Annotated in this window: 11 protein-coding genes; 9 read left to right on the top strand and 2 right to left on the bottom strand. The window is 65.7% G+C overall.

What is annotated here, in order from left to right; translation table 11 throughout:
* Positions 1-806, bottom strand: an 806-nt coding sequence (locus D9X30_RS24265) for an IS30 family transposase (protein WP_249641076.1), incomplete at its 3' end; no start/stop codon positions are given.
* 165 nt (positions 807-971) lie between these two features.
* Between D9X30_RS24265 and D9X30_RS24260 the strand changes: the two genes are divergently transcribed.
* From D9X30_RS24260 to D9X30_RS24240, 5 genes are read left to right on the top strand one after another with little or no spacing between them, the layout of a single operon-like run.
* Positions 972-1,832, top strand: a complete 861-nt coding sequence (locus D9X30_RS24260; protein ID WP_153948856.1) for an FAD binding domain-containing protein — start codon at positions 972-974, stop codon at positions 1,830-1,832.
* Complete coding sequence (locus tag D9X30_RS24255) at positions 1,832-2,347, top strand: (2Fe-2S)-binding protein (RefSeq protein ID WP_153948857.1); 516 nt, start codon at positions 1,832-1,834, stop codon at positions 2,345-2,347. Before D9X30_RS24260 ends, D9X30_RS24255 begins: the two co-directional genes overlap by 1 nt.
* On the top strand, positions 2,344-4,629 hold the full coding sequence (locus D9X30_RS24250; protein WP_153948858.1) for a xanthine dehydrogenase family protein molybdopterin-binding subunit: 2,286 nt from the start codon (positions 2,344-2,346) through the stop codon (positions 4,627-4,629). The genes D9X30_RS24255 and D9X30_RS24250 overlap by 4 nt, the downstream gene beginning before the upstream one ends.
* Positions 4,626-5,252 carry a UbiX family flavin prenyltransferase gene (locus tag D9X30_RS24245; RefSeq protein WP_153948859.1) on the top strand — a complete coding sequence of 209 codons (627 nt, stop codon included), beginning with the start codon at positions 4,626-4,628 and terminating at the stop codon, positions 5,250-5,252. The genes D9X30_RS24250 and D9X30_RS24245 overlap by 4 nt, the downstream gene beginning before the upstream one ends.
* Positions 5,249-6,322 (top strand): CobW family GTP-binding protein, encoded by a 1,074-nt coding sequence (locus D9X30_RS24240; RefSeq protein ID WP_153948860.1) that lies wholly within the window; start codon positions 5,249-5,251, stop codon positions 6,320-6,322. Before D9X30_RS24245 ends, D9X30_RS24240 begins: the two co-directional genes overlap by 4 nt.
* 100 nt (positions 6,323-6,422) lie before the next feature.
* On the opposite strand, the gene D9X30_RS24235 is transcribed toward D9X30_RS24240, so the two are convergent.
* Positions 6,423-7,376, bottom strand: coding sequence for an AraC family transcriptional regulator (locus D9X30_RS24235; protein WP_228770994.1), 954 nt, complete (start codon positions 7,374-7,376; stop codon positions 6,423-6,425).
* Between the two features lie 211 nt (positions 7,377-7,587).
* Here D9X30_RS24235 and D9X30_RS24230 point away from each other — a divergent pair, with 211 nt between their 5' ends.
* The 4 genes from D9X30_RS24230 to D9X30_RS24215 all read left to right on the top strand — a co-directional run bounded on the left by D9X30_RS24230 (position 7,588) and on the right by D9X30_RS24215 (position 12,299).
* A complete protein-coding gene (locus D9X30_RS24230; RefSeq protein ID WP_153948862.1) occupies positions 7,588-8,949 on the top strand; it encodes a nucleobase:cation symporter-2 family protein in 1,362 nt (453 codons plus the stop codon).
* A complete protein-coding gene (locus D9X30_RS24225; RefSeq protein ID WP_502799683.1) occupies positions 8,950-10,332 on the top strand; it encodes an amidohydrolase family protein in 1,383 nt (460 codons plus the stop codon).
* A 366-nt stretch (positions 10,333-10,698) separates the two neighbouring features.
* Positions 10,699-11,481, top strand: a complete 783-nt coding sequence (locus D9X30_RS24220) for a GntR family transcriptional regulator (protein WP_249641075.1) — start codon at positions 10,699-10,701, stop codon at positions 11,479-11,481.
* A 56-nt stretch (positions 11,482-11,537) separates the two neighbouring features.
* Positions 11,538-12,299 (top strand): transporter substrate-binding domain-containing protein, encoded by a 762-nt coding sequence (locus D9X30_RS24215; protein ID WP_194946559.1) that lies wholly within the window; start codon positions 11,538-11,540, stop codon positions 12,297-12,299.
* The last annotated feature ends 3 nt before the right edge of the window (positions 12,300-12,302 follow it).

Raw genomic sequence — 12,302 nt, 5'->3', positions numbered from 1 at the left:
CACGGACACGGACTGTGCGGGTCGGCAAAGAACACTTCGATACTGACTCGCCTGGTCAACTCCGCGTGATGCGCCATCTCTTTGCCCTGGTCGTAGGTCAGGCTCTTGCGAAGCGCCAGCGGCACACGACGAAACTTCTTGGTCAACGCCTCCAGCGCTGCCTCCGCCCCGCAACCGTCCATCTTCGCCAGCACCACGAAGCGCGTCTTGCGTTCCACCAGCGTCGCCACTGCGCTGCGATTGCCCGCGCCCTTGATCAGGTCGCCTTCCCAATGGCCAGGCACCAGCCGGTCGAACACCTCCTCGGGCCGCTCGTGGATCGAGCGCATATCCTGCAGCTTGCCTCGGCGATCGTTCCCCGCGCCCCGTGAACGACGCTCCTTGTGGGCCTTACGCAGGCTGCCGATTAGCTCGCGGCGCAGCTCACCGCGCGGCGTGGCGTAGATCACGCAGTAGATCGTCTCGTGGGACACATGGAACTCCGGCTGGTGGGCATACATGCGCCGGAGTCTGCCTGCAATCTGTTGCGGTGAATAGCCCACGCGCAGCCATGCTCTCACCAGTTTCAGCAGCGCCGTGCCTGCTGCCAGCTTGCGCGGCCCACGTCGACGCCTTCTCAGCGCCATACCCTGCGCGCTCGCAGCATCGTAGGAACGATGACTTCCGGCCCGGGCAACCTCGCGTGAGACAGTCGACGGACTTCGCCCCACCACTCTCGCGATCTGACGCAGGCTGCACCCCTCGTTTAGTAGGCGATGAATCCAGTTACGCTCTTCGATACCCAGTTGACTGTAGCTTTGTCCCATCCCAACACCCTAACATCAGGGTGTTGCACTTCATTCTAGAGACCGCCCGATCAATAAATCCCGTTATGGGTATTTACCGATGATGGGCTGCGAACCATGATGCAAGCACGGTCAGCCGCAAACGCATGCGCTGCACGGGCCGCGAGCACCCCCAAAGGAGCGAAGATGAGAGCGTTTGAATATCTCGAGCCCGCCACGCTTGCAGAGGCCTCGGCGCTGCTGCATCGCTGTGGCGGCCGTGCCAGCGTGCTGGCCGGGGGCACCGACCTGCTCGTGCAGATCAAGGAATCGCACCGCCAACCGTCGCACGTCATCAACATCAAGAAGATTCCGGGCATGGACGTGCTGGCGTTCAATCCGGCCGATGGCCTGCGCATTGGGGCGCTAGTCACCACGCGCGAGGTGGAAACGTCGTACGCGGTACGCCGCCACTACGCCAGCCTGGCCAAGGCCGTCACGGACTTCGCATCGATCCAGGTACGCAACCGCGCCACGGTGGTGGGCAATGTGTGCCGCGCATCGCCATCGGCCGATTCGCTTGCGCCACTGATCACCGACCACGCGTCGGTGCATCTGTACGGCCTGCAAGGCTCGCGCTCGATACCCGTGGAAGACTTCGTGACTGGCGCCGGCAAGACCGCGCTGGCACCCGATGAACTGGTGTCGCATATCACCATTCCCGCGCCGGCCCAGCACACCGGCAAGGTCTACATCAAGCACGGACGGCGCATGCAGATGGAACTGGCCACCGTCGGCGTGGCCGTGTCGATCACGGTGGATCGCGGGCATTGCACCGACGTTGGCATCGTGCTGGCCGCGGTCGGTCCCACGCCGATTCGCGCCCGACATGCCGAAGCGGTGCTGCGCCATCGCCCTGTCACCGACGCGCTGGCCCTGCAGGCCGCGCATGCCGCCATGGAAGATGCGCGGCCAATCAGCGACGTGCGCGCAAGCGCCGAATATCGCCGCGAAATGGTGGGAGTGCTGACACGCCGCGCCATCGCCCAAGCCCTGGAGATCCTGTGATGCGCAAGCTGATCGAAGTCGATATCAACGGCGAAGTCCAAGAACTTGCCGTGGAACCCCACAGCACCCTGCTGGATGCCCTGCGCGACGACGCCGGACTGACCGGCACAAAGAAGGGCTGCGATGTGGGCGAATGCGGCTCGTGCACGATCGTCGTCGACGGCGCGCCGATGAACAGTTGCCTGATGCTGGCCTCAGAAGCCCATGGCCGCAAGATCGTCACCATCGAAGGCATCCAGCCCGCCGCCGACCGGGTACATCCCATACAGGAACAGTTCATGCGCTGCGGTGCCGCGCAATGCGGCTTCTGCACACCCGGCTTCATCGTCGCCATCAAGGCACTGCTCGACGCCAACCCGCAGCCCACGCGGCAGGAAATCCGCTTTGCCCTCGCGGGCAACATATGCCGCTGCACCGGCTACACCCGGATCATCGAAGCGGTGGAACGGACCGCCGAGGCCATGCGCCATCCGGATGGCGATGCCGCGCGCGCACTGACGGAGAACGCACGATGACCCACGCCGTGATAGGACACAGCGTCAAGCGTACCGATCTGCTGGACAAGGTCACCGGCAACGCCAAGTACGTATCGGACATGCCGATGGCTGGCCTGCTGCACGCCAGGCTCAAACGATGCAATGTGGCGCACGCGCGCATCGTCGGCATCGACACGTCGGCGGCTTTGGCGCTGCCGGGTGTCAAGGCGATCCTCACGCATGAAAACGTGCCGCGCGTGCTGCATGCGGGATCGCCGCATCCGCGCTCGGCGTCGGTCACGTGCGACCAGTACATCCTGGATGACAAGGTGCGCTACTGGGGCGAAGGTGTCGCGGCCGTTGCGGCTACCAGCGAGGACATCGCGGCGCGCGCCATCGAACTGATCGAGGTCGAGTACCAAGCACTGCCGGCGTATTTCACCGTGGAAGACGCAGCAGCGCCGGGCGCCGCGCTGATCCACGACCGCGAACCGGGCGGCAACCTGGTACTGCCGCCGGTCAGGATCGAACGCGGCGATGTCGACAAGGGCTTTGCCGAAGCCGACTTCATCCTCGAAGGCGTCTACGAAGGCGGCCGTCCCACGCCGGCCTACATGGAACCAAACGTGCTGACCTGCAAGTGGGACGGCAACGGCAACCTGACGGTATGGATCTCGACGCAGACCGCGTTCATGGTGCGCGGCATCATGGCCGAGGTGCTGGGCCTGCCGCTGCACAAGGTGCGGGTGCTGGTGGACCACATGGGCGGCGGGTTCGGCGCCAAGCAGGATCTTTTTCAGGCCGAGTTCCTGTGCGCGCTGCTCGCGCGCGAGACGAATCGTCCGGTACGGATGGAATACACCCGCGAGGAGACCTTCCTGGGCGGGCGCACGCGCCATCCGGCCAAGGTCTGGCTGCGACAGGGCTTTCGCAACGACGGCACCATCACCGCGCGCGAAGCCAAGGTGGTCTTCAACTCCGGCGCGTACGGTTCGCACGGGCCCGGCGTGACCAATGTCGGCACGGCGGCCATGGTGTCGCTGTATCGATGCGAGAACGTCAGGCTGGAAGGCCGCTGCGTCTACACCAACAGCCCCATTGCCGGCGCCTTCCGTGGCTATGGCGTGGTGCAGACATACTACGCGCTCGACATCCAGATGGACGAGGCCGCCGAACGACTGGGCGTCGATCCGGCCGAACTGAAGCTGCGCAACGCCGTGCGTGAAGGCGATATCGCACCGTCCAATCACCCGCTCATCGGGCGTGGTCTCGAAGCCTGCATCCGCAAGGGCATGGACGTGGTGAACTGGAACGCTCGCCGTGCCGAAACGCCCCAGCAGCGCGGCGTGCTCCGGCGCGGCTGGGGCATCGGCTGCGAGATGCACGGCAGCAGCGCGTATCCGGGCATCAAGGAGCAGGCCAATGCGATTGTCAAGATGAACGAGGACGGCACCGTGGTGCTGCTGACCGGCGCCGCCGGCCTGGGCACGGGCGCGCATACGGCGCTGGCGCAGATCGTGGCGGAAGAACTGGCCATTCCGTTCGAATCGGTCAGCGTGGTACACGGCGACACCGACGTCGTACCGTGGGACATCGGCGCATTCGCCAGCCACACCACCTATATGGTGGGGCGCGCCGCGCAGATGGCGGCCGGCGACATCAAGACGCAGCTGCTGGCGCGCGCGGCGAAACAGATGGAAGCCGAACCGGCCGACCTCGATATCGCGAACGGCGTGATCTCGGTGCGCGGCTGTCAAGGCCCGACCTTGACCGTGCGCGAAGCGGTGATGCCGCGCAAGGGTCTGCCCGCCGCGCAACTGGTGGGCACCGCCACCTATCACCCCACCAAGTCGTACTCGTTTGCCGCGCATTTCGTCGAAGTGGAAGTCGATACCGAAACCGGCTTCGTCACCGTGAAGCAGGTCGTGCCCGTGCACGACATCGGCAAGGTGATTCATCCAATTGCCGCCGCGGGCCAGATCGAGGGCGGCATACAGCAGGGCATTGGCCACACGCTCTACGAGGACTACCAGATCGACATGAAGACGGGCCGGTCGCTGAACGCCAATTTCGTCGACTACAAGATGCCGCTGGCCATGGACATGCCGGAGATTCACACCGTGCTGCTGGAAGCCGCGCACGACCCGGGCGGCCCGTTCGGTGCCAAAGGCGTCGGGGAAGATCCGATCGTCGCCATCGGGCCGGCCATCGCCAATGCCGTGTTCGACGCCATCGGCGTACGCTTTCGCCACTATCCGATCAAGCCCGAACAGGTATTGCAGGCGCTGGCGGCAAAGCGCGCGACGGAGGCCCGCCCATGAACACGACGCGCCGGCTGGTGGTAGCCATCACCGGCGCCAGCGGCGCGGCGTACGGTGTGCGGCTGCTGCAGGCACTTGGGATGATCGACGGCTGGGAGGCGCACCTGGTTTGCTCGCCGTCCGGCCTGCTCACCGTGCATCACGAACTGGGCCTGCAACGCCCCCAGGTGGAAGGGCTGGCGGACGTCGTGCACAACGTGCGCGATATCGGCGCCAGCGTGGCCAGCGGGTCGTTCCGCTGCGACGGCATGGTGGTGGCGCCCTGCTCGATGCGCACACTGGCCGCCGTGGCCACCGGGGTGGCCGACAACCTGATCACGCGCGCGGCCGACGTCATGCTCAAGGAACGCCGCCGGCTGGTCTTGCTGGCGCGGGAAACGCCGCTGCACCTGGTGCATCTGCGCAACATGACCACCGTCACTGAAATGGGGGCCATCGTGATGCCGCCGATGCCAGCGTTCTATGCCCATCCACAGCACGTCGACGACATCGTCAACCACACCGTCGGGCGTGTGCTGGACCTGTTCGACATTCCGCATGATGGCCTGCTCTCGCGCTGGGCCGGCATGCGCACCTCACTTGCCGCCGTCAACGCCGAAGTCATCACCCGGGAGACACCATGAACGAACTGCATCGCCACACCCAGCCGCCCGTGCCCGTCACCATCCTGACCGGCTTCCTGGGGTCGGGAAAAACCACGCTGCTGAATCACATCCTGACGCAGAAGCACGGGCACCGCATCGCGGTGATCGAGAACGAGTTTGGCGAGGTCGATGTCGATTCCGACCTCGTCATGACGTCCGACGAAGAGATCTACCAGATGACCAACGGCTGCATCTGCTGCGTGGTCGACGTACGGACCGATCTGGTGGCCATCCTGCAGAAGCTGCTGGAACGCCCCGAACGATTCGACCACATCCTGGTGGAAACCAGTGGCCTGGCCGACCCGACACCGGTGGCCGCCACGTTCTTCATGGATAACGACGTGGCCAAGCAGGTCATGCTGGACGGCATCCTGACGCTGGTCGATGCGGTGCACATCGAAGACCATCTCGACGATCCGCAGCTGTCCGGCTTCGACAACCAGGCCCTCGACCAGATCGTAGCCGCCGACCGCATCATCCTGAACAAGTCCGACCTCGTGAGCGCCGAGCGGCTGGACGCGCTGGCGCACCGCCTGCATCACCTGAACGAAGGCGCGCAGATTCTGCCGTCCAACTACGCGCAGGTGGATCTGTCGCGCATTCTCGGCATTGGCGGTTTCACGACCGGCGCCGCACGCCTGCCCGACGACGACCACGCCCATCACCACGACGCCGACCACGTCTGCGACGAAGGTTGCGACCACGGCCATGACGACAACGACCCCGCACATCGACATGATCCGTCGGTCACGTCGGTTTCGCTGGTGTTCGATACGCCGTTCGACCGCCAGCGGCTGGAACACGGGCTGCGCGCATTGCTGGCCGCGCAAGGCGACGACGTCTTCCGCATGAAAGGCATCGTGGCCGTGCACGACGACGACCGGTGGTATGTGCTCCAGGCCGTGCACCGGCTGATGGACTTCCATCCGGCAGACGCATGGGGCGACCTGCCTCGCGCAAGCAAGTTCGTCTTTATCGGCCGCAATCTCGACCAGGCACGGCTACAGACGCTGCTGGGCGTGTGCCAGCCCACGCCACTCCCCGCATAGCACGCAGCCGCCAACGCGGCCAGACCCGCTCTGGGACCCCGCCACGATACTGGCGGGTGTTTTGATGGCGCAGCCGTCCCACGTCGGCTGCGTCTTTTTTTTACCCCGCGCGACGCAGCGTGGCCGAAGGCGATTCCCCGAATTCGCGCCGGTATTCGCGCGCGAACAGGCTCAGGTGCGTAAACCCGTGCCGCAATGCGATGGTTGACACCACGCCCGGGCCGGGTATCGCACGTTGCAGGTCGGCGTGCGCCCCCTGCAGGCGCAGCACACGCAGGTATTCCATCGGCGTCGTGTTCTTGCTCTTGCGGAAGCCCAGCTGCAACGTGCGTTCGCACACGCCGCAATGGGCGGCAAGTTCCTGCATCATCACCGGCTTGTCCAGATTGGCGCGCAGGTACCGGATGGCACGACGCACATAGGCCGGCAACGATGGCAGATAGCCGCGCGGCAGCAGGCTGCCGTCCTCGCCGAAATGGTCCACCAGCAAGGTATTCAGGCAAAGCTGTTCGATGGCCGCATCGACGGCGGGCAGGCCGTGGCGGCCCTCGCGCATCGCGGCTTCGGTGCGCATCCACGTCATCAACGCGCGCCAGCGTCCGGCGCGTTGCGCGTCGGGCAACGGCCGCAATGCAAACAGCATCGGGCTCGGTGGTTCGAAGTGGAAACACGCACGAAACGCGTCTTCCAGCGCATGCCGCCGCACCACAACGCTGAAGCGTTCGCAGCCGGCTTCCAGCCGTAGCCGCACGGACAGCGATGGCGAGAAGACCCACGTGCTACCCGGCTCCATCGTGACCGATACGCCTTCGACCTCGACGCTGCACTGGCCCGAGATCACGGTCTGGATCACGTACTCGTCCTTCCCGGGCACCGGCTCCACCATCATGTCGCGCGCATAGCGCGTGGTCGCCAGGGTCAGGTGGCCGATCTGGCAGCTTTGCAGCGCCACTTCCGGGTCGGCATCGTCCGTGTGCAGCCGCGTGGGACCGAACACGCGCGCGGACAGCGCCTGCACGTGATCCAGTGCACGCGCATGGCTCGCAGTGTTCATTCTTGGTGCAGCATGATGGCCCATGGTGCAGACGGAGGGACGAACGGCAGGGAATGTGTGCATGCTAGGGAGCCATGCACGTTTCATGCAAGCTAAGGAAAACCCGCTGTATTTCGCTTCCGTGCGCGCGCCTTCGCAATGTTGCTACGCACGCGGTTGCCGGCTCGCTACCTTGGGTGCACACCCCACACGTCCAAGGCAGGAGAGAGCCATGTCAACCCCCGTCCATCCCGTCGACCAGATCCTGCCCGCGCGGGCCATGATCTCGCTAGGCTTCCAGCATATGCTGGTGAGCTATCTTGGCGCGATCGCCGTGCCGATGATCGTCGCTGGCGCGCTGAAGATGACGCCGGCGCAAACCACGCTGCTGATCAGTACCGCGCTGTTCACGTCCGGCATTGCCACGCTGCTGCAAACGGTGGGTTTCTGGAAGTTCGGCGTGCGCCTGCCACTGATGCAGGGCGTGGCGTTCGGATCGGTAGGACCGGTCATCGCCATCGGCACCGATCCGTCGCTGGGCTTTACCGGCGTCTGCGGCGCGGTGATCGGGGCGAGCGTGGTGACGATGTTCCTCGCCCCCGTGATCGGGCGGCTCAAGCGGTTCTTTCCGCCGGTGGTGAGCGGCTGCATCATCACTTCGGTGGGCCTGTCGCTGTTTCCGGTGGCCTACCAATGGACTGGCGGCGGCCATGGGGCGAAGGAATTCGGCTCGCCGCTGTTCTTCATCGTCGCCTTCGGCACGGTGGCGCTGATCCTGTTCACCAACAGCCACGGCCGCCGGCTGGTGCGCAGCCTGGCCGTCCTGATCGGCCTGATGCTGGGCGGCGCGGCCGCCTGGCTCATGGGCATGGGCAACTTCGACGAAGTGGCCCGCGCGCCCTGGTTCACCATGGTCACGCCATTCGCGTTCGGCATGCCGACGTTCCATGCCAGCGCCATCGTGACGATGGTGATCGTGATGGTCGTGCAGATGGTGGAATCGATGGGCCTGTTCGTCGCCATCGGCGACATCGTCAAGCGGCCTGCCACCGAACAGGAAGCCACGGCGGGCCTGCGTGCGAACGGGCTCGCCAGCGCCATCGGTGGCATGTTCGCCGCCTTCCCGTTCATTGCGTTCATGGAGAACGTCGGGCTGGTCATCGTCACCGGCGTGCGCAGCCGCTGGGTGGTGGCCGTGTGCGGCGTCATGCTGTGCGCCGTGGCCCTCGTGCCGAAGATCGGCGCGCTGTTCTCTTCGATTCCGGCCGCCGCACTGGGCGGCGCCACCATCGTCATGTTCGGCGTGGTGGTAGCCGCCGGCATTCGCACGCTTGGTCAGGTCGACTACGAACGCGAGCCCGCCAACCTGAGCGTGGTGGCCATCACGCTGGCTTGCTCGCTGATGCCCGTGATCATGCCGAACCTGCTCGAAAAGCTGCCGGCCGCGCTGCAGCCGTTCCTGCATAGCAGCGTGATCATCTCGTGCGTGGTGTCGGTGCTTCTGAATCTCGTCCTCAACGGCATTCCGGCGCGCGACGACGGCGTCGAGCCGGCCCAGCACGCCGTGGTGCCCGAACACTTTCCGGAGGTTTGAATCATGACGACGACAAGTCCGATGCTGATCCGCGGCGCCGCCGCCGTCATGACCGGCCGCGCCGGTGCCAACGCCCGGGCCGGTGCCGTGGATATCCGCATCCGGGATGGCCTCGTGGCCGAACTGGCCGCCAACCTGACGCCGCAGTCCGATGAAGCCGTGATCGACGCCACCGGCTGCGTGATCTATCCCGGCTGGGTCAACACGCACCATCACCTGTTCCAGAACCTGCTCAAGGCCGTGCCCGCGGGCATGAACGCCGATCTGCAGGAATGGCTGGCCAGCGTGCCGTATCCGCGGCTGGACCGCTTCACGCCGGACAGCTTCCGCACCGCCGTCCGGCTGGGCATGGCCGAACTGCTGCTATCGGGCACCACCACCTGCGCCGACCACCACTATCTGTATCACCACGGCCATGGCGCCGAAACGGGCGATGTGCTGTTCGACGTGGCCGAGGAGTTCGGCATGCGCCTGGTGCTGTGTCGCGGTGGCGCCGTGCAATCGAAGGCCAATCATCCCGGCATGCGCGCCACGGCACTGGTGCCGGAAACGTTCGACGAAATGCTGGGCGACATAGAACGCCTCAAGTCGCGCTATCACGATGCCAGCTCCGACGCGCTGCGGCGCGTGGTGGTGGCGCCCACCACACCCACGTTCTCGATGCCCCCCGCGATGCTGCGCGAAGTGGCGGCGTTCGCGCGCGGCATGCAGTTGCGGCTCCATACGCACCTGTCGGAAACCGACAACTACGTGCGCTTCTGCGCCGAGAAATTCCACTGCACGCCCGTGCAGTTCGTGGCTGATCACGACTGGTTGGGCCCCGACGTGTGGTTCGCCCACCTGGTCACCGTGACACCCGACGAGATCCGCATGCTCGGGCAGACGGCTACCGGCGTGGCGCACTGCCCGGTCAGCAACGCGCGGCTGGGCAGCGGTATCGCGCCGGTGCGTGCCATGGCAGACGCCGGCGTGCCGGTGTCGATCGGGGTCGATGGCGTCGCGTCGAACGAATCGGGCAGCATGGTCCACGAAGCCAATTTCGCCTGGCTGATCCATCGTGCGCTTGGCGGGGCATCGCAGACGCGCGTCGAAGAGGTGATCCACTGGGGCACGGCCGGTGGTGCGCAGGTGCTGGGGTTGCCAGGCATCGGCACGCTGCAGCCTGGCCAGTCCGCCGACCTGGCCATCTACGACGTCAGCGGCCTGCGCTTTGCCGGCTTCCACGACATTGCCACGGCGCCCGTCGCGGCCGGCGAGCCGACGCCGGTGCGCGACGTGTTCGTGCGCGGCCGACACGTGGTGCGGGAAGGTGCCGTGGTCGGACTGGACATCGAACGCCTGCGGCGCGACGCCCAGGCGGCCTTGCAAACCTTGCTGCCCTAGCGCCATCGCGCCCCCGGGGCTCCGGTTGGTCAAGGAGTTTGGCATCCAGGCCGACTAAGCCGGACGCGTCCGCGATTCCCTTTAGAAAAGCAGCACTGACGCCCCGCCGATGCGGGGCATTTTCGTTCGAGGTGGCAGTACTGCCTCGGCATATCCCGCTTCGGGAGCCAGTATCGGGCCCCGTTGCCTGTCCGATTGTGGGGCATCCGCCCCCCGGCCCCGGAACACGTCGCACCGTCTTGGCGCGCAGCGCCCCGCGCTGGGGATACACCGACGTCCACGCTGTCCACGAATGGGCGCATAGGCCGCATTCTGGCGACAAATCTTGCATACAAGCATGGCATACCACTTGCTCAAGTGGTATCCGTGAACGCAACGACTGAAAACTCTCCCGCTGATATTGCCAATCGCATCACCGAGGCGATGCTTGGCCAGAAGCTGCTGCCCGGCTCGCGCCTGGGTGAGCAGGAGCTCGCCACGCTGTTCGGCGTGAGCCGCACGCTGGTGCGCGAGGCGCTGTCGCGCCTGGCGGCGCGCGGCATGGTGACCGTCAGCGCCCGGCGCGGCTGGTTCCTGGTGGAACCGGGTGCCGACGACATTCGCGCCGCGTTCGACGCCCGGCGCATTATCGAAACCGGCTTGCTGCGCGAGATCGGGCCGGAGCGCCCGCCCGGCGCCCAGGCCATCCACACGCTCAAGGTGCATATCGCGCGCGAGAAGGCTGCGCTCCAGGGCGACGACGCCAGCATGCGTAGCTTTCTGCTGGGCGATTTTCACGTTTGTCTATGCGCCTCGCTGGGCTATGGCCTGCTCGTCGACACGCTGCGCGACCTGACGGCGCGCACGACGCTGGTGGCCAGCCGCAATCAGTCCGCGGCCGATGCCGACCGCTCCTGCAGCCAGCACGAAGACATCGTCAATGCGTTGGCCGATGGCAATGGCGCGCTGGCCGCGCGGCTCATGGCCGAGCATCTTGGCGAAGTGCATACGAGCCTCGATGCCGTGGGGCCCGCCGACCCGCTTGCCCACCTGCGGCAGGCGCTGGCCCCCGTCGATCCCACGCGCACGCCCCAGGCCACAACGCCCGCCGCGGAAGTTTCCGCGGCACACCCAATGGTCTCCCCTTCCCCATCCCCATCCCGAAACTGAGGAAACACGCGATGTTCCAAGCCCTGTCCCAATCCAAGTCTTCCCGTCGTGGCGTGATGTGCGCATTGCTGGCCGCCCTCTGCGTGGCCGCGCTGCCCGCACAGGCCGATACGCTTGCCGACATTACCAAGGCAGGCGTGCTGCGCGTGGCCGTGCCGCAGGATTTCCCGCCGTTCGGCTCGGTGGGGGCCGATATGACGCCGCAGGGTCTCGATATCGACGTGGCCGCGCTGATGGCCAAGAAGATGGGCGTCAAGCTCCAATTGGTCCCGGTAACCAGCACCAACCGCGTGCCGTATCTGCAGACGCGCAAGGTGGATCTTGTGATCTCGAGCATGGGCAAGAACCCTGAGCGCGAAAAAGTGCTCGACTTCTCGGAGGCCTACGCGCCCTTCTTCAACGGCGTGTTCGGACCGGCGGACCTTCCCGTGAAAAGTGCGGCTGACCTGGCGGGCAAGACCGTTGGCGTCACGCGTGGTGCGGTCGAAGATCTGGAATTGAGCAAGATCGCGCCGGCCAGCGCGAACATCAAGCGTTACGAAGACAACAACGCCACGATTTCGGCCTTTCTGTCCGGGCAGGTGCAGCTGATCGCCACCGGCAACGTGGTGGCTTCGTCGCTGATCGCCAAGCATCCGCCCAAGGCGCCGGAGACCAAGTTCCTGATCAAGAATTCGCCGTGCTTCATCGGCATGAACAAGGGCGAAAAACCCTTGCAGGACAAGGTCAACGCCATCCTCGCCGAAGCCAAGAAGGACGGCTCGCTCAATACGCTGTCGATCAAGTGGCTGCTGCGTCCGCTGCCGGCCCAGCTCTGACAC

The organism is Cupriavidus sp. U2 (genome assembly GCF_009663685.2).
GTDB lineage: Bacteria > Pseudomonadota > Gammaproteobacteria > Burkholderiales > Burkholderiaceae > Cupriavidus > Cupriavidus necator_C.
Note: the sequence above shows the minus strand (reverse complement) of the source record. Positions and strands in the feature narration are given on the sequence as shown.

Coding starts and splice junctions, on each gene's coding strand:
- D9X30_RS24235 (WP_228770994.1), bottom strand. CDS start 7,376: ATGAACACTGCGAGCCATGCGCGTGCACTGGATCACGTGCAGGCGCTG.
- D9X30_RS24240 (WP_153948860.1), top strand. CDS start 5,249: ATGAACGAACTGCATCGCCACACCCAGCCGCCCGTGCCCGTCACCATC.
- D9X30_RS24245 (WP_153948859.1), top strand. CDS start 4,626: ATGAACACGACGCGCCGGCTGGTGGTAGCCATCACCGGCGCCAGCGGC.
- D9X30_RS24250 (WP_153948858.1), top strand. CDS start 2,344: ATGACCCACGCCGTGATAGGACACAGCGTCAAGCGTACCGATCTGCTG.
- D9X30_RS24255 (WP_153948857.1), top strand. CDS start 1,832: ATGCGCAAGCTGATCGAAGTCGATATCAACGGCGAAGTCCAAGAACTT.
- D9X30_RS24230 (WP_153948862.1), top strand. CDS start 7,588: ATGTCAACCCCCGTCCATCCCGTCGACCAGATCCTGCCCGCGCGGGCC.
- D9X30_RS24260 (WP_153948856.1), top strand. CDS start 972: ATGAGAGCGTTTGAATATCTCGAGCCCGCCACGCTTGCAGAGGCCTCG.
- D9X30_RS24215 (WP_194946559.1), top strand. CDS start 11,538: ATGTGCGCATTGCTGGCCGCCCTCTGCGTGGCCGCGCTGCCCGCACAG.